Annotated in this window: 15 protein-coding genes; 3 read left to right on the top strand and 12 right to left on the bottom strand. The window is 45.7% G+C overall.

The window, feature by feature from the left end:
• Positions 1-436: 436 nt before the first annotated feature.
• The 3 genes from WJ238_RS00920 to WJ238_RS00910 all read right to left on the bottom strand — a co-directional run bounded on the left by WJ238_RS00920 (position 437) and on the right by WJ238_RS00910 (position 3,373).
• Positions 437-892 (bottom strand): DUF6465 family protein, encoded by a 456-nt coding sequence (locus WJ238_RS00920; RefSeq protein ID WP_337605905.1) that lies wholly within the window; start codon positions 890-892, stop codon positions 437-439.
• A gap of 181 nt (positions 893-1,073) precedes the next feature.
• On the bottom strand, positions 1,074-1,754 hold the full coding sequence (locus WJ238_RS00915; protein ID WP_230106804.1) for a TIGR00266 family protein: 681 nt from the start codon (positions 1,752-1,754) through the stop codon (positions 1,074-1,076).
• A 107-nt stretch (positions 1,755-1,861) separates the two neighbouring features.
• Complete coding sequence (locus WJ238_RS00910; RefSeq protein WP_337605904.1) at positions 1,862-3,373, bottom strand: CoA-transferase; 1,512 nt, start codon at positions 3,371-3,373, stop codon at positions 1,862-1,864.
• A gap of 177 nt (positions 3,374-3,550) precedes the next feature.
• Here WJ238_RS00910 and WJ238_RS00905 point away from each other — a divergent pair, with 177 nt between their 5' ends.
• Positions 3,551-3,820: a DUF1294 domain-containing protein gene (locus WJ238_RS00905; protein WP_230106810.1), complete on the top strand. Its 270-nt coding sequence runs from the start codon at positions 3,551-3,553 to the stop codon at positions 3,818-3,820.
• Positions 3,821-3,897: 77 nt separating this feature from the next.
• On the opposite strand, the gene WJ238_RS00900 is transcribed toward WJ238_RS00905, so the two are convergent.
• From WJ238_RS00900 to WJ238_RS00860, 9 genes are all read right to left on the bottom strand, one after another.
• A complete protein-coding gene (locus WJ238_RS00900; protein WP_337605903.1) occupies positions 3,898-4,695 on the bottom strand; it encodes a Fic family protein in 798 nt (265 codons plus the stop codon).
• Positions 4,696-4,854: 159 nt separating this feature from the next.
• On the bottom strand, positions 4,855-7,344 hold the full coding sequence (locus WJ238_RS00895; RefSeq protein WP_337605902.1) for an ABC transporter permease: 2,490 nt from the start codon (positions 7,342-7,344) through the stop codon (positions 4,855-4,857).
• On the bottom strand, positions 7,341-8,012 hold the full coding sequence (locus WJ238_RS00890; RefSeq protein ID WP_230106813.1) for an ABC transporter ATP-binding protein: 672 nt from the start codon (positions 8,010-8,012) through the stop codon (positions 7,341-7,343). Before WJ238_RS00890 ends, WJ238_RS00895 begins: the two co-directional genes overlap by 4 nt.
• Positions 8,013-8,140: 128 nt before the next feature.
• A complete protein-coding gene (locus WJ238_RS00885; RefSeq protein ID WP_337605901.1) occupies positions 8,141-9,271 on the bottom strand; it encodes a sensor histidine kinase in 1,131 nt (376 codons plus the stop codon).
• Positions 9,244-9,915, bottom strand: coding sequence for a response regulator transcription factor (locus WJ238_RS00880; RefSeq protein ID WP_256193252.1), 672 nt, complete (start codon positions 9,913-9,915; stop codon positions 9,244-9,246). The genes WJ238_RS00885 and WJ238_RS00880 overlap by 28 nt, the downstream gene beginning before the upstream one ends.
• Entirely contained in the window at positions 9,916-10,257 is a 342-nt protein-coding gene (locus WJ238_RS00875) for an arsenate reductase family protein (RefSeq protein ID WP_230106816.1), read from the bottom strand.
• 1 nt (position 10,258) lies between these two features.
• The gene (locus tag WJ238_RS00870) at positions 10,259-10,888 is read right to left on the bottom strand and encodes a cytidylate kinase-like family protein (RefSeq protein WP_230106817.1); all 630 of its coding nucleotides are present in this window, start codon (positions 10,886-10,888) and stop codon (positions 10,259-10,261) included.
• 97 nt (positions 10,889-10,985) lie between these two features.
• Positions 10,986-13,850, bottom strand: coding sequence for an SbcC/MukB-like Walker B domain-containing protein (locus tag WJ238_RS00865; protein ID WP_337605900.1), 2,865 nt, complete (start codon positions 13,848-13,850; stop codon positions 10,986-10,988).
• Positions 13,847-15,013, bottom strand: a complete 1,167-nt coding sequence (locus WJ238_RS00860; protein WP_337605899.1) for an exonuclease SbcCD subunit D — start codon at positions 15,011-15,013, stop codon at positions 13,847-13,849. The genes WJ238_RS00865 and WJ238_RS00860 overlap by 4 nt, the downstream gene beginning before the upstream one ends.
• A 117-nt stretch (positions 15,014-15,130) precedes the next feature.
• Between WJ238_RS00860 and WJ238_RS00855 the strand changes: the two genes are divergently transcribed.
• Together WJ238_RS00855 and WJ238_RS00850 are read left to right on the top strand one after the other, a co-directional pair.
• Positions 15,131-15,493 (top strand): CidA/LrgA family protein, encoded by a 363-nt coding sequence (locus tag WJ238_RS00855; RefSeq protein ID WP_316266353.1) that lies wholly within the window; start codon positions 15,131-15,133, stop codon positions 15,491-15,493.
• Positions 15,490-16,167 carry an LrgB family protein gene (locus WJ238_RS00850; protein ID WP_337605898.1) on the top strand — a complete coding sequence of 226 codons (678 nt, stop codon included), beginning with the start codon at positions 15,490-15,492 and terminating at the stop codon, positions 16,165-16,167. Before WJ238_RS00855 ends, WJ238_RS00850 begins: the two co-directional genes overlap by 4 nt.
• Positions 16,168-16,256: the final 89 nt, after the last annotated feature.

The following is a 16,256-nucleotide window of genomic DNA, read 5'->3' as shown; positions in this document are numbered from 1 at the left end:
CCGTACCTCCTTTTCTTAAACTACCGAAATAATAAACCTACTCAAAACATTTAGCACTGCTTTTATGTTTTTTTCCTTTGTTTATTATTTATGACATTATATTACCATTGGGCCTTGATTTTGTCAATATATTTTTCAAAAAAATATTAATTTTCTTTTTTCAGTTTTATATTTGTATTAATTTTCTGAAAATTTTAAATATTTCCTCCAACAAATACATTTGCAGCGGCGGAGAAATCCATCGCTGGTCTGATCTCCTGACTAAGGTTTCTCTTCTCTCTTTCCTGCTTCTTTTCCCAATCAACGTTTTCATCAAAAATGCTTCAGACAATCCCACAGATCTGCAAAATCTTCTGATCCGTAAAAGTGCCTGAAGCATATATTATTCGTCCATAATATAAATAACCCGAATCCGGCTTCTGATACCGACTTTCATTTAATACTGAACAGAACCAGTGTCTGTTCCGTTTACTACATAGTAAACAGCCCCGTCCTCCGGCTTAATGTACAGCGCAATATCTTTGATATCTCCGACTTTCTTTTTATTTTCCTTTGTCCATGCTTTCTTAACGGCAGCGATCATATCCTTTTCTTCTACCTGTCTTCCCATGTACTGTACATAAGTTTTTATCTTAATTTCCTTCTTGGCAGCAGATTTTTTAGCTGGTTCTTTCTTGGCTGGCGCCTTTTTCTCCGTTGCTTTTTTGACAGTTTCCTTTACTGTCTCTTTTGCTGCAGATGTTTTTTTCACTGTGTCTTTTTTTGTTTCGGCTTCTTTTGTTTTTGCATCAACTGTCTCTGCCTTTTTTACAGTGTCAGCCAGAACATTAACCGGTACCTGTTTCGTTTCTTTTACGACAGTTTTCGTTTTTGCTGTGGATTTTGTAGCCATTTCAATTCCTCCTAGATCTTTTTGCTTCCATAATACATTTTCTATTTCTGCCTGATCTCGTTTAGTCGTCAATATTATATCACACTATTTCAAAATTGCAATCTCTCCTGACTACTGCTGTGAAAACTGCTCATTTTTCAGACTTTTCCCATCAAACTCTTAGTGTTTCTGCCGACAAAGCCTACTTCCCTGTAGTGATATATTTACGCAGCACTCCTGCTACATTGCTGATCGGCATAGACTGAAGCCAAATCTTACCCGGCCCACTGATAATCGTATTGAAAATTCCTTCTCCGCCAAATACCATATTTTTCACTCCCGGAACGGATTTGATCTCCATACTGCAGCTTGCCGTCATTGCCGCCAGATGTCCGGTATCTACAACAATCTGCTGTCCCATCTGCAGCTCATATTCCACCACATGTCCGTCAAATTCTGCAAATACAATACCCTGTCCGCTGATTCTCTGCATAATAAAGCCTTCACCACCAAACAGGCCGGCGCCAAGTTTTTTATTAAAAAAGATGGACAGCTCTACGCCTGCCTCCCCTGCAAGAAATGCATTTTTCTGCAGAATCATCTCGTTACCCGGTGAAATTTCAAAGGCTTTGACAGATCCCGGAAAACTGGATGCAAACGCGATCATTCCCGGTCCTCCTTCTGATGTATAAATATTCTGGAAGATCGCTTCACCGGAAAACATCCTTCCGAATGCTTTGCCAACCCCGCCGTTAGTAGATGTTTCCATTTTCATATTCGGTGACATCCAGGCCATTCCTCCGCCTTCAGTCACAATTTTCTCTCCGCCCTCCAGTTCACAGATAACTACCGGAAGTGTTTCGCCCTGAATTTGATATTTCATGCTTTTTCCTCCTCATAATAATTGTATTCTGATTTTAGAATACTATCCCGTCTTTATTCTGTCAATCACATAATCAAAAGACAACTCTGCTTCCCTTACAAAATATTTCAAATCTCTACGTCAAATGGAAGATGATCCAGCACATCCCTCTGCACATCTATGCCAGGGTACGCTTCGATAAGTTTCAGACCTTTGGGCGTTAAGCGAAATACACAGCGTTCCGTCACATACAGAACTTTTTGCCCATTGGCGATAGCTCTCTTTGCCGAAAAGCTCACAGCGGATACTTTCTTCACAAATTTGGGAATCGTACCTTCCTTTTCAATAGTCACAACCCCCTTTTTCTGCGAAACCTCCAGCCCTTTTGTGTCAAAAGTCAGACAAAACACTACCGTAGGGGTCTTGGCCGTGATATTGGCAAAACCTCCTATTCCCGCAAATGCCCCCGGTCCTCTGTGCGCATTTACATTTCCCTGACAGTCCACCTCCAAAGCTCCCATGAAACAGATGTCCAGCCCTCCGCTGTTGTAAAGATCAAACTGGTTCGCCATATCGTAAACGGAAGCAGCGCCGATCATAGCTCCAAAGGCCTCTCCAGACACCGGAAAACCTCCGATCCCGCCAGACTCTACCGTCAGCGTCACCATATCCAGTATTCCGTTTTTACGTGCGTGCCTGGCCACCATTTTCGGAATGCCGATCCCGATATTAACAATATCATCTACCCGCAGTTCCTTGGCTGCCCGGCGGCCGATGATATTGCCTGCAGCAGTACTGCCGGATTTTTTAGAGGAGACAGTATCGATCTTCTCACTCCAGGTATTCCAGTCCTCATAAGGAATCTCAAAGCTTCCCGTAAGAGCAGTATAAGCCTCATTCCGTTCTTCCGGTTCCGCCACCACAATAGCGTCCACCAGGCAGCCCGGAATAATAGCATTCCTGGGCCTGGATGGCGTATCCACCAAACGGTCTACCTGGACGATCACCCGTCCGTGATTGGACTTTACTGCCTGACAGATGGACAGGGCATCGCCGGACATGAACATATCGTCAAAAGAAATATTTCCCTTTCGGTCTGCCGCTGTCCCTTTTATGAGAGCAACGGTAATCTTGGGCAGCTTATAATAGAGGAACTCCTCCCCATCTACCTCCACATATTTTACAAGAGAATCATCAACGGAGAGCCGGTTGATCCCCGGACCTTCCCTTCTGGGATCCACGAAAATATCAAGCCCCACCTTGGAAAGAGCACCCGGCAGCCCGCCTGCCTGTGCCCGGATGGCATGGGAAATACACCCCAGCGGCAGGTTATATGCTTCAAAACGGTCCTCCATCACCAGCTTCTTGGTGCTTAGCATCGCTCCGAAATGGCCGCAGATCAGCCGGTCTACTGCTCCTTCCCGAATATACCCTTCCGCATTCCGGTTCTCATCCCACAGGCCAAAACCGGCGCTGGAGATCATAGTCAGATGACTGGGGGACCGCATCCTCTGATATCTTCTATAAAGGGCCTCGTGAAGTTCCACCGGATTCTCGATTCCCACAAAAGAATTGACGCAGATACAATCGCCGTCCCGGATCAGGCGGATTGCCTCGTCAGAGCTCATTATCTCGTACATAAACAATCTTCTCCTCATAACTTCTTTCGTACTTTTCTACATATTTTATTACATTCAGAGGAGCCTGTCAAAGTCCGGTATGTACATTAGAAATCTCCCTTTATTTATGCTATTATATTTCAAAAAGATTTCCCCGCATGCATGGAGCAATCATTTTATATATCAGGAGGAGACTGAATGAAACCATTTATCATTTACCTTATTTTTATTAATATCCTTACCTTTTTCATCTATGGTCTGGACAAACACAAAGCCCGGAAAAACAAATGGCGTATTCCCGAAAAGCAGCTGTTCTTCCTGGCTTTTATAGGGGGAAGCATAGGCGCAGAAGCGGGGATGCTCTGTTTCCGCCACAAAACAAAACATCCCCGCTTTATGATCGGCATCCCTGCCATCTTCCTTCTTCAATTGTGTCTTTTATTCGGAATAGCGTATGCGGTCAATTAGGCTCATCCTCTCTTTTAAGCATAGAAAAAGGACGCATCCGCCTTTGGACACGTCCTCATCTTTCTGTGATTCCTATTCTATCTGTTTTGCATATGTTTCATTTCTTTTCTCTGTTTCTCCCGATCTTTGGAAAGTTTCAAAGCCAGACCGCGGACTCTTTCAAAAGATTCCTGTTCGCTTTTCAACAAAACATAGACCATTTCTGAGAGATCTTCTCTTTTGTCATACCTTCTGAATGCTTCTCTGTACTTCCCGGTCGGCGGGATTGAGATCGGCAGGAAACCGCTGTTGATCAACTGCTGATTTATGATCATCCTCCCGGTCCTGCCATTCCCATCTAAAAAAGGATGGATCCGTTCAAAACGGACATGACTGGCTGCAATCTTTTCAAAAATCTCTTTCACAGTCGCCGCCTCTGTATTTGTCTCCCTGATCCATTCTTTCATGAGCGCCGGAACATCCTGCGGATCCGGCGGGTAGTATACGGCTTCAGACAGATTTCCAATGTAAACTGTGGTTTCTCTATATTCTCCCTGCATATGTCTGATATAGCCATTCGCCTGCCTGATCCACTCTTCATCAATGGTTTTTTTTACAAATGGAAGCAGCATTTTCTGAATTGCATAGTAAGCATTTTTTGCATCTGTATATTCAGCATAGGTATGGTTCGATCTTACTTCATCATAATCAATCACAGCGATCGTTTCTTCCAGTGACAGAGTATTCCCCTCAATTGCATTCGTACTCCATGAAAATCTCCTGGCAAAATCTTCCGTAAACGGCTGACCGATCAGTGGGTTTTCCAAATGCTGAAAAATTTCTTCTTTTTCTGCTTCAATCTGTAAGATCCGATTTTCGTTGTCAAATAATGGCATGATATCTGCCTCCCAATATAAAATAAATAGCGGTCTCGGGTAAAAGAGACACCCCTTGCATTTTTGATTCTTTCTCTTCACAACAGTATACCACACAACTGCCTGCTTATCTATCAGAAAGAATATTCTGTCTTTTCCATACTGCTGCAATTGCGTCTTTTATTCGGAATAGCGTATGCGGTCAATTAGGCTCATCCTTCGGAAATTCCTGGAAATTACGTAAGTGAGAATAAGCTGAATGAGCGCTACCGCTGCAGCAAGTATCACTGCCGGAAGAATCGGGTAATGGTAGGACGTTACATTCATCAGATTATTCACTTCCATATAATGGAACACGCCATACCCTGCCGCGCTTCCGATTCCCAGCGCAACAAGCAGCGTACCTGCCGTATAGAAAGCTCCCTCCATCTGCAGCATACGGATCAGCTGCTTTTCAGAAAGACCAATGGCCTGTATCATACCCAGTTCTCTTTTTCTTGTGTAGATGCTGTTGATCATCGTGTTGATCAGATTCATCACCCCGATCCCGCCGAGGATGGCAAGAAACGCATATCCCAGCAGACTTATGATCTGCATTCCGCTTCTCCATGTATTCAGATGTTCATCATAGGTGTCTGTTTCCAGATAAGGACTGGTGGAAGCCAGCGCATCGAGCTGCCTGAAAGCTTCTTCTTTCTGATCAGGATCCACTGTAATAACACAGGTATCATTTAAATTTGCGGAAGTATACTCCGCCAGCACGCTGTCCGGCAAAAGGAATCTGCTGCTTAATATACCGCTGGGAAGCTCCGTAATTCCCGCAATTTCAAATGTCTTCTCTACCGCACCCTGATCGGTGATTATGGAGATATCCAATGAATCCCCCACTCCAAGCTCCGGGAACCAGTGAGCCACATTATCATCCATCACAATCTTGTCTCCCTTTTCCAGCTCTTCATAGGTTACATCCCCCTCTATAAGTCCGTCCTCGATCACAGAGGCATAGGATGGATCAAACCCCTGGATACCGGGCGTCAATATTTCCCCTTCAGGATCAAGCTCTGTAAGGGTACCGTAGATCATCGTCTTGACCTTCACCTCTTCCACACCGGAAATCTGCCGAATCCGGCTGATAAATTCGTCGCTTAAGGGATTATTCTGCATCAGGTTCTTCCAGGAGCGGTCCGGATTCATCTTATCATTCTCCCAGCTGTCCACGTAAATTTCGTAATCACCTTCAAATTCTTCCTTGGCAATCTCCTTTGGATCTGCACAGTGGATCACTGTTGCCACTACCATAAAGAGGATCCCGATCACTCCCATTGCAACAACCGTAAGTACGGTATGCTTTCTGTTTCTGCTTAAGTTCGCTCTTGTCAAGCGTGAAAGGCTAAGTTCTGTAAAGCCTTTCCTCTCCTTCTTTTTCCCCGGCTTTTCTCCGTTGTAACGCATAGCCTCCACCGGCGAGATCTTTGCCGCCAGATTCATCGGTTTTACAAGAGATAAATACACCGTAACTACCACAGCAGCGATCGTAATGAGATACAGCCACCAGTGAAGGAATTGCACATCGCCGCTTTTCAGCAGGTCGATACAGAGCTGATTGAATCCCGGTTCACTGTATCTTGTCTCAATACCGGTAGAAATCTCAAACATGGTCTCTACAATGGGCCTTGCAGTAAAACTTCCGATCAAAAGGCCAAGCGGCAGCGCAATAACCGTTACAAAAACCCCTTCCCGGAATACCATCTGCCGGATCTGGCGCTTCGTTGCCCCGATCGCTTTCAGACGCCCGTATTCCTGTACTTTGGGAGTAATCGTAATGTAGTAAATGCTGTAGATAGTCAAAATGCCTGCTGCCACCACCACCAAAATGATACACGCTATCCCTGCATAGGAAGCAGGATCCACATAATTTGCCAGCAGATAGGAATTATTCATAACAACATTGTCTTCAGAGACATCGAAATCTTCCGCAATATTCTTTGCCTCTTCCTCGATGGCGTCTGTTGTTTCAATGCTTCCCGACACATTCTGCAGACGGAACATGACACGATATTCTCTCTCTTCTGCCGGTATCACACTTCTCATGTAATCCAGGGAAAAGAGGGCTGCATAGGATTTCTTCTCTTCGTTAATATCTGCCTTTAAAAAACCGCTGATCCGAAAAGTATCTTCTGTCTGATAACCCAGGCCTCCATCCTCTACCAGCTGGAAAGGAAGAGTAATCTCATCTCCCACCCGTGCGTCCTCCAGACCATATTCTTCCAGCATCTGCCTGGGCAGCGCAATATCTTTCTCTCCAGACGGGAAGGTTCCCTCTTCCAGCTCTATCTTATTGTAGCTGATCCCCAAACTGTCCATGGCAAGAAACAAAATATCTGAATCGTCATCCACGCCATAGGCAAAATCCTCCCGGATTCCCATATCTTCAATCAGATTATGGGCTTTCAGCTTCTTTACATTTTCTTCGGAAACCTGCCGGTACATAACATGGTAAGTGGGATAGTATTCATTGACTGCCGCAAATTCCACAGATATTGCTCCAAATCCTATCGACAGAACCGAGAAGATCAGAAGTGTGGTCAGTAAAATGGCCACGCCGCTTATGATATTTCTCGTACGGTTCAGTTTTAAATTGGCAAATGCCGTCCTTGTTACTGTCTTCATGCTCTCACCACCTTACCGTCCTCGATCAGGATCATCCGATCTGCCATCTGCGCGATCGTCTCATCGTGGGTGATCATTACAAGCGTCTGTCCATATTCTGTCACACAGCTCTTCAGGAGACTGACTACTTCAATCTCATTTTTGGAATCCAGATTTCCTGTCGGTTCGTCTGCCAGGATAATAGCCGGACGTGAAGCAAGCGCGCGGGCAATAGCAACTCTCTGCTGCTGACCGCCGGACAGAGTGCTCGGCAGCGCATGGAGTTTATCCTCTATTCCAATACGGCGGACAATACTCATCACAAAGTCCTGATCTACCTTTCTCCCGTCCAGTCCAATGGGAAGAACAATGTTTTCCCACACATTCAGAGATGGAACCAGATTATAGCTTTGGAAGACAAAACCGATCTTCCTTCTGCGAAATACTGCCAGCTTTTCATCTTTCAGCTTGAAAATATCTCTGCCCTCGATCAGCACTTTTCCGGAATCCGGCCGGTCCAGCCCTCCCAGCATATGAAGAAGCGTACTTTTCCCGGAACCGCTTCTCCCGACGATGGCTGCAAACTCTCCCGGAATGATCTGAAGATCGGTATGATCTATAGCCTTGACAAGATTATCCCCTGTCCCGTAATACTTTACCAAATCTACTGTTTCTAATATTGCCTTCATGTAATATGCCTCCTTCTTCGGTTCTGGCATCATTATATCTTTCCTGACTTACAGGACACTTACAGAAATCATAACAAATTTGTAAGAAAAAGGGACAGGCTTATGAAGCTCTGTCCCGCCGCTTATCTTTATAAAGGAAGAGTCACAATAAAATTGCTCCCGCTCCGCTGTCCTTTTCTGACACGGATCGTTCCTCCCTGATCTTCCAGTATTTTCCTGGAAAGGTAGAGACCTACTCCTGAGCCGTCCATCGCCTTAACCTTCTCACTCTCTCCCCGGAAAAATCGCTGAAAAATCTTGTGCATCTCGCCGGAAGGGATTCCGATTCCCTCATCCTCCACCTCGATCATAATATAGGAAACCAGTTCCGTTACTTTTATTGTGATCTTCGTACCTTCTCCGGAATATTTCACTGCATTGTCCAGAATATTGACAAACGCCTCACCGGTCCACTTCGGATCATGCAGGATCTGGCGATCCTCAAATTCCTCCATGGAAATATCTATGTTCCGGCGGTACGCTTTCATATAAACGCTGCTGACCGCCTGGGTCAAAGTGCTTCGAAGACTGGCTCTCACAGGAGAAATACGGATCATGTCCGCTTCCAGCCGGGAAAGGTGAACAAAGGAATCAAGAAGAGTTTCCAGTTTTGCCACTTCCTCTGCCTCCCTGGCAGTAAATTCATCTTTCTCTTCTTCCGTCAGCTCTGTAGACTGTGTCAATTCATAGCTCATTTTCAAAGCAGCCATAGGAGTCTTCAGCTGATGAGAAATGTCGGTGATCAGACTTTTTGTTTCCTGTTCTTCTCTTCGCAGTCTTTCTTCTGTCCGGTCAAAGCTCATTTTCAGCTCTTTCAGCTCTTCTTCCAGGCACTGTTTTCCTTCTGTCTCCCGCTGGCGCTGCTTTGCACTTCCCGCTCCGATCAGCGCCACCCCTAAGGAGCCAAGGAGAAAAACACCTCCCATGACTGCTGCATATCCTCCGATTGTCTGAAAAAACCGTATATCCGCTGCACGGTAGCCATATCGTTCCAATATTTCCTGTCCGGCAGACGCCTCTCCTTCGGACGCTTCTCCTTGAAAGATCTCCACATACTCCGCTTCGCGGCCGGGATCCAGAGATACAAGGGCCCCAAGTTTCCTCTCTTCTTCCTTTTGCACGGCATTTCCCGCCGCAATGAATAGAATTCCTTCTGCCAGCAGAACAAGAAAAAGCAGCCCTGCTATCAGAGCTACTCTTTGAGACTTTCTTCTGTCCATATATATCCGAGCCCCCTCACATTCCGAATATAGTCATTCCCGATCTTCGATTTCAGCCTGCTGATATTAACCGGAACTGTATTTTCATCCACAAACTGCCCGTCCAGATCCCATACTTTCTCAAGGATCTGTTCTTTTGATACAATCTGCCCTGCATTTTCCAGAAGGAACAGCAAAAGCTGCAGCTCTTTTTTACTCAAGGAAACAGGTTCCTTATTTTTGTATGCCTTCATCTCACTGTAATTCACGGAAATTTCCCCTGACCGGATCAGTGCACCATCACTGCCCAGACGTCTCATAAACGCATGAACCTTGGAGACCAGCACCATAAGACTGAAGGGCTTTGTCATATAATCGTCCGCCCCCAGATCATAAGCATTTACCATATCGATCTCCGAATCAAGCGCAGTGAGGAACAAAATAAATACATTGCTTTTTTTGCGGATTCTGGCGCAGAAATCCAGACCGCTCCCGTCAGGGAGGTTGACATCACATATAACAAGATCGATCCTGCCGGGTACAAAAAGTTCTTCTGCCTCCTTCAGGGAGAAGGCAGAAGATACTTCATATCCCTCTTTTTGCAATTTCAGTGTAATTCCATGATTCAGATTTTTGTCATCTTCCAGCAATAGTATCTTTTTCATTTAAAATGTCCACTCTTTTTCCCGAAATCCTACTAAAATCCTGTTATCATCGATCAGAAGAGGACGTTTTACCAGCATTCCGTCGCTTGCCAGAAGCTCTATTTTCTCCTCATCGCTCATGGTATCCAGCTTATCTTTCAGTCCCAGTTCCCGATATTTCATTCCGCTGGTATTGAAAAATTTTCGGATCGGATATCCGCTCCTTTTGATCCATTCTGTCAGCTCTTCTTTTGTCGGATTATCCTCTACAATATGACGGTCCTCAAATGTCACTTTGTGTTCCTCTAAATATTTTTTTGCACGCTTGCAAGTAGTGCATTTCGGGTATTCAATAAATAGCATGCTATACTCCTTTCTCCTTTGATCTGTAAATTGCCTCCAGAGCGTCCACGATTCCCTCTACTCCCATGAGGCTGGCATTGAACAGGATCTGATGAGATTCTATGCTCCCCCAGTCTCTTCCTGTATGTGCTTCGTAATAAAGTTTCCTCTCCCGATCCGTCCGTTTGATCTTGTCCCACGCCTGCTTTTCCGTCAGCTTGTATATGCGCGAGATTCTCCGGATCCGGTCCTCTTTGAATGCATGGATAAACACGTGGATACAGCTGCTGTAATCACCCAGTATATAATCCGCACATCTTCCAACAATAACACAGGAGCTGCGGTCAGCCAGTTTCTTCACAAGTTCTGTCTGTACCCGGTACATACGATCACTTAGTGGTTCTGTATCTTCCCCGCTCATAAATGTGGTATAATCACCCAAATTTACAACATAGGCAGACAAAAATCTTCCCAAAACTGTCTCATTGAGGTTTTCGGCTGCTTCATTGCTGATTCCGATTTCCTGGGCTGCCATATGGATTAAATTCTTATCATAAAGAGGGATATTCAGTCTCTGGGCAAGCATATTCCCGATCTCATGCCCGCCGCTTCCAAACTGCCGTCCAATGGTAATGATGGTATTCTCCGTCATATGAATCAGCTCCTTTTCTATTTATTTTCTTGCCTTTATTATACTTCACCTTACAGACAATATACAAGGGGAATCGCTGTCTCTTCCGGCAATAATGTCACAGACTCCAGCGTACATGACTTCCCTTTTTTGTCTTTGTCACAATAAGCTGCTTGTCAATGCTCTCCTTCAGTTCCGTAACATGGGAAATAATACCGATCATCCGATCCTCACCTGCCAGGTTCCTCAAAGTTCCAATTGCCTGCTCCCTGGAATAATCATCCAGAGAGCCGAAGCCTTCGTCCACAAACATAGTCTTCATCTGGATACCTCCGGCGCTTCTTGAAATAGCATCCGACATGCCCAGCGCCATGGAAAGCGCGGCCATAAAAGATTCTCCGCCTGATAAAGTACGTACATCTCTGACTTTTCCGGTTTCCATGCTGTAAACATCCAGGTCAAGGCCGGCATTGCCCCGCATTCCCAGATCTTCCAGGGCACGGCATTTCAAAAGAAATGCCCCTCCTGTCATGATATTCAGTCTCTGATTTGCAAATCCAATGATCTGTCTGAAATACTGTCTTTGCACATAGGATTCAAAATCTATTTTTACCGCTCCGGAAAGATTGCCGTTTGCAGTCTGATCCAGAGTGCCAAGACAGGTATAGTCCTCCTCAAGCTTTTCGAGTTTTTCACAGATCTTCTTTAAATGCTCCCGGACGATCCTGTTATTTTCGTTCCGGCTGTACCAGATTTTCTGCTCTTTTTCCAGCTCTTCTTTTTTATCTTCCATGGAACGCTTCCGTTCTTTCATTTCTGTTGTATCCTGCTCCGTCTTTCCTTCCAGCGCTCTCTGCCACGTATCTTGCCGGCTCTTTGCCTCAATGCATCTCTGACCGTAATCATCGTACTCTTTCTGCAGCCTTGTTTTGCTCTCTTCATCCAGAAGGCTTTCGATATATGCCTCTTCGTCCGAAAATCCCTCCTCTTCCAGCGTCTCCCGGAACTTACAGAGCAGCGCTTCCTTTTCTTTTGCCGCCCGTTCAAGCTCCTTGATGCGCGCTTCTTTTTCTCCTTCAAGACGGCTTCTTTCCTGTTCCAGACTCCTTAGACAATGATCTGTTTCCTGAATTTTGAGACGATACTCTTCCATCTGCATGTAGACATCTTCCTGACATTTTACCAGGCCCTTCTGTTTCTCCTCCAGTTCTTCCCGCCTTTTGACCGCTTCTTCTGCCTCTTCCCTCTCTTTCCGTCTCTCTTCGAGAATTTCTTCTTTCCTTACTGCCTCCTTTTCCAGAAAAGCTTCCATAAGAGCCGCCTCTTCCGGGAGGTCAGGAGTCACCTTTTTGCCTTCTTCTGTCACAACTTTGACAGCGGCGCTGTAAGCCTGACCGGCTTCCAGAAATTTCTGCTGGTATTCATCCTTCTTACGTTCCGCCAGATCCCGCTTTTTCCTTGCTTCCCTTACATCTTCCTGCGAAATGGGTTCACCGGTAAGTACCGCCGGCGAAGGATGATGAAGGGAACCGCACACCGGGCAGGGCGTTCCCTCTTCCAGTCCGCCCGCCAAAATCCCTGCCTGCTCTTTGAGAAATCTTTCATTTTTCAGAAAATACTCTTTCATGGCTTCTTCATAAATGCCTTTGCCCTCTTCCAGGTCATTCCAGGTCTTTTGTTTCTTTTTTTCCAGCTTGCGAAGATCCGGAAAACGCTCTAAGATCACCCGGATCTGGCGGATTTTTTCCTGCGCTTCCTGTTCTCTTGTTCTGCTAAGAGTAAGACGGACCTTGTCGTCTTTTCGCTTTTCCAGCTCTTCTGTCAGGGCAGCTGCCTGCTGCCGGAACTTTTCATAAGTCTGTCTGCCTTCTTCTAACTTCTGTTCTGTCTTACTTTTCCTCTCCGTCTCTTCTTTGCCCTCCCGGTTCTTTTCCTCTCTTATCATCTCCAGCTGACGGATCGATTCTTCTAGCTCTTTTTCCCGTCGGGAGCTTTCCTCAAAAAGGCGGTATACACCCTGTACCTTTTCTGCCTGCCCGCACCGCTCCAGCTGCTTCTTTACTTCCTCCATCCGGTCTTCCTGGGCCTGCAGATCTCTTACTTCTTTCTCTGCCTCCGCGTATCTTTGGAAATTTTCATTTAACTGTTCTGCCTTTGCCAGGTCTTCGTTCAGCTGCTCCAACGCTTCCTGTATCTTTTTTGCTTCTTTTAGAATGCCCTTTTCTCTTCCTGTCCCTTCTTTCAGAATTTCTTTTAAGATCTCCTGTCTGTCCTGCGGCAGAACTGCCTCCCGGATCCGCTCTTTATATTCGCCTTCATCCGGATAAAAAATATGGGAAACCTCCTGTTCCTCCGACTTCTTTGCATCCTGGATCTGCCCGTATAAAGCCCGCGCTTTCTCCCTGAGTTTCCTCTGGATCTGTGCAAATACATCTGTCTGAAAAATGCGGGAAAATATTTCTTTCCGCTCGTCTGATCTGGCATAAAGAAGTTTCAGGAAATCTCCCTGGGCCAGCATAACTGTCTGAGTAAACTGCCCTGCATCCAGTCCGATAATCTCTACGATTTTTCGGTTGACCTCCCCTTTCTTTCCCATAAACTCACTGCCGTCAGGAAGATAAAGGGAAACCTTCGCTTTTTCCACCGTCGTTCCCGGTTTCCCGTCCTTTCCTTTTCGTCTGCTTGGCCTTTCATATTCCGGACTTCTCACAATCCGGTAAAGCTGCTCCCGATACCGGAAGGTAAAATCTACAAAAGTAGGCGTATCCAGACCCGCATACTGACTCCTCATCATATTTCCGTCACGTTTTCCCCCGCTGGTCTGATCATAGAGCGCATAAGTAATGGCGTCAAAGACTGTCGTCTTACCTGCCCCGGTATCCCCGCTCACAAGAAAGATTCCGGCTCCTGCCTTCTCAAAATCGATTTCTTCTCTTCCTGCATAAGATCCAAATGCAGACAAAATAAGCTTTACCGGAATCATAATATCTCCTCCTCCAAAATATTTTTCAGTACAGCTTCTTCTCCTGCATCCATGGAGCGTCCCTGCATTTCCTCAAAAAACTGTGCAAACACCTTGAAAGGATCGGACAGATCAAAGGCTTCTTCCTCTTCCCGGATCTGCCGGCGCATTCTTGCATTATCAATCTTTACTTCCAAAAGAAATGGAAATGCCTGTTCCAGCTGTTCTCTTGGCTGATACAGCTCTTTTTCATCTGTCAGGGTCACACTGACATAATCATCCATTCTGCTTTTCCCCTCTTCCTGTCCGGCTCTTTTTAATATTTCTTCCAGTGTTCCCTCTTCCTTTCGTACATCTCTAAGAGGAGAAAGGACTATGGTCTGTATCAGAGGATCCCGGCCTTTTTCCCGAAGCTCTACAAGGGTCAGCACTTTTTCATCCCTGCTCTCTGAGACAGAATATTTCAGCGGCGTACCGCAGTACCATGCATGTTTCTCTCCAATCTTCTGCCGCCTGTGGATATGTCCGAGGGCTGCGTAATCAAATACATCCAGACAGGATACGTCCACCTGTTCCAGCCCGCCCACACTGACTGTTTCGGAATCGCTTCGGATCGGTTCCTGCCCGCCGGAAGTGTAAAACTGATGGCTCACCAGCACATTGCGGACCCCTGGATTGATTTCTTCCCTCTCGATCAGTCCTCTTACAGCGCCGTCGTATGTATCCTTCTCCTCTCCTTCCCCAAAGACTTTCCGCACGTAGCCCGGCTTTACAAAAGGAAGAAGATAAAATACGATTTTGCCAAATTCATCTTCAAATTCTACCTGCTTCATTTTCTCTTCCTGATCCATGGGCGGAACCCCTGCAATATAAATCTTCTGCCGGTCAAGGATCTCACTGGCAAATTCCAGCCGTTCTGCCGAATCATGATTCCCGCTCACTATCAGCACGGGAATGGGAGGCTCCAGCGCCGAAAGCTCTGTCAGAAAATGATTAAATACCGTAACCGCCTCCGCTGACGGCACAGATTTATCATAGACATCGCCTGCGATCACAACCGCATCCGGTTTTTCTTCCTTTGCCGCCTGTACTACCTGATTTAAAATATGTATCTGATCTTCCTTCATATTGTAATAATGAAAATGTCTGCCGATATGAAGGTCTGACAAATGAAAAAATCGCATATAGTTCCTCCTTTAAACCTTCGTCTTGTCATCTGAATTTTTATCCCGTATAATTGAAAAGCAATACTGCGGCAGCGTAAAAACATCTGCGCTGACGCTGAAAGAGAGGCTGTACTTATGAAAATTATAAAACAAATCGGTATTATCTTTGCCATTTGCTGGATCAGCACAGTGATCGAAGCACTGCTGCCGTTTTCCTTTCCGGCAAGTGTCATTGGGATGATCCTTCTTCTTCTCTGTCTGATCACCGGCGTACTGAAAATACACCATATCCAGGAAAAATCGGATTTTCTTTTGTCTAATATGGCATTTTTCTTTATCCCCGCCGGAGTCGGCATGATCAACTATCTGGATATTCTTGCTCAAAACCTGATCCCGCTGATCGTTATCAGTGTGATCTCCACTTTCATCACCTTTGCTGCAACAGCCTACAGTATGAAGCTGGCATTAAAACTTTTAAACAGGAGGAAACAAAAATGAACGATGTATTTTCATCTCCCTTTTTCGGTATTTCCATCAGCATCCTCACATTCTGGATCGGTGAAAAACTGCAGAAAAAGACAGGGAATCCCATCTGCAGTCCTCTGATCATATCCATGGTGCTGATCATCTGCATCCTTCTGCTTTTCGATATTCCCTATGAGGCATATGACGCCGGAGGTCAGATTATCAACATGTTTCTGGCTCCTGCCACAGCATGTCTGGCTGTCTCTATCTATACAAAAATACAGCTTTTAAAAGAAAACTGGCTTCCTATTGTCATCGGATGCGCCTGCGGCTCCTTTGCCTCCATGGGAAGTATCTATCTGATGTGCCGCCTGTGGGGTCTGGATGATAAGATTACCTACGCCCTTATTCCAAAGTCTGTGACAACCCCTATTGCTGTCAGTATTTCCCAGCAGTTTTCCGGCGTGATCCCCGTCACTGTCGTAGCTGTTATTATCACCGGAACTCTTGGAAGTATTCTTGCCCCCTTCTTTATCCGGTTCTTTCATGTCACAGACGCTATGACTGCCGGAGTCAGCATCGGAGCCTGCAGTCATGCGGTGGGAACCTCCAAGGCAATTGAAATCGGAGAAACGGAAGGGGCCATGAGCGGTCTTGCCATCGGCGTATGCGGTATAATGACCGTTCTGTTTTCTTTGTTCCTCTAAATTCACCTGGGTCAAGAGTTCCGCAAGCGGAACTCTTTTTTACTTTATAGGAAAGTTCAACTTTTGCTGAACTCTTGAATGAAACTAGC

Origin of the sequence: Claveliimonas sp., assembly GCF_037273965.1 — a bacterium.
GTDB lineage: Bacteria > Bacillota > Clostridia > Lachnospirales > Lachnospiraceae > Claveliimonas > Claveliimonas bilis.
The sequence above is the reverse complement of the archived record's forward strand: the minus strand, read 5'-3'. Positions and strand labels throughout refer to the sequence as shown.

Excerpts from the sequence above, each read along its gene's own strand:
- WJ238_RS00885 (WP_337605901.1), bottom strand. The coding sequence starts at position 9,271 with ATGGACAGAAGAAAGTCTCAAAGAGTAGCTCTGATAGCAGGGCTGCTT.
- WJ238_RS00890 (WP_230106813.1), bottom strand. The coding sequence starts at position 8,012 with ATGAAGGCAATATTAGAAACAGTAGATTTGGTAAAGTATTACGGGACA.
- WJ238_RS00905 (WP_230106810.1), top strand. The coding sequence starts at position 3,551 with ATGAAACCATTTATCATTTACCTTATTTTTATTAATATCCTTACCTTT.
- WJ238_RS00915 (WP_230106804.1), bottom strand. The coding sequence starts at position 1,754 with ATGAAATATCAAATTCAGGGCGAAACACTTCCGGTAGTTATCTGTGAA.
- WJ238_RS00850 (WP_337605898.1), top strand. The coding sequence starts at position 15,490 with ATGAACGATGTATTTTCATCTCCCTTTTTCGGTATTTCCATCAGCATC.
- WJ238_RS00880 (WP_256193252.1), bottom strand. The coding sequence starts at position 9,915 with ATGAAAAAGATACTATTGCTGGAAGATGACAAAAATCTGAATCATGGA.
- WJ238_RS00875 (WP_230106816.1), bottom strand. The coding sequence starts at position 10,257 with ATGCTATTTATTGAATACCCGAAATGCACTACTTGCAAGCGTGCAAAA.
- WJ238_RS00865 (WP_337605900.1), bottom strand. The coding sequence starts at position 13,850 with ATGATTCCGGTAAAGCTTATTTTGTCTGCATTTGGATCTTATGCAGGA.
- WJ238_RS00855 (WP_316266353.1), top strand. The coding sequence starts at position 15,131 with ATGAAAATTATAAAACAAATCGGTATTATCTTTGCCATTTGCTGGATC.
- WJ238_RS00895 (WP_337605902.1), bottom strand. The coding sequence starts at position 7,344 with ATGAAGACAGTAACAAGGACGGCATTTGCCAATTTAAAACTGAACCGT.
- WJ238_RS00910 (WP_337605904.1), bottom strand. The coding sequence starts at position 3,373 with ATGTACGAGATAATGAGCTCTGACGAGGCAATCCGCCTGATCCGGGAC.
- WJ238_RS00870 (WP_230106817.1), bottom strand. The coding sequence starts at position 10,888 with ATGACGGAGAATACCATCATTACCATTGGACGGCAGTTTGGAAGCGGC.
- WJ238_RS00900 (WP_337605903.1), bottom strand. The coding sequence starts at position 4,695 with ATGCCATTATTTGACAACGAAAATCGGATCTTACAGATTGAAGCAGAA.
- WJ238_RS00920 (WP_337605905.1), bottom strand. The coding sequence starts at position 892 with ATGGCTACAAAATCCACAGCAAAAACGAAAACTGTCGTAAAAGAAACG.
- WJ238_RS00860 (WP_337605899.1), bottom strand. The coding sequence starts at position 15,013 with ATGCGATTTTTTCATTTGTCAGACCTTCATATCGGCAGACATTTTCAT.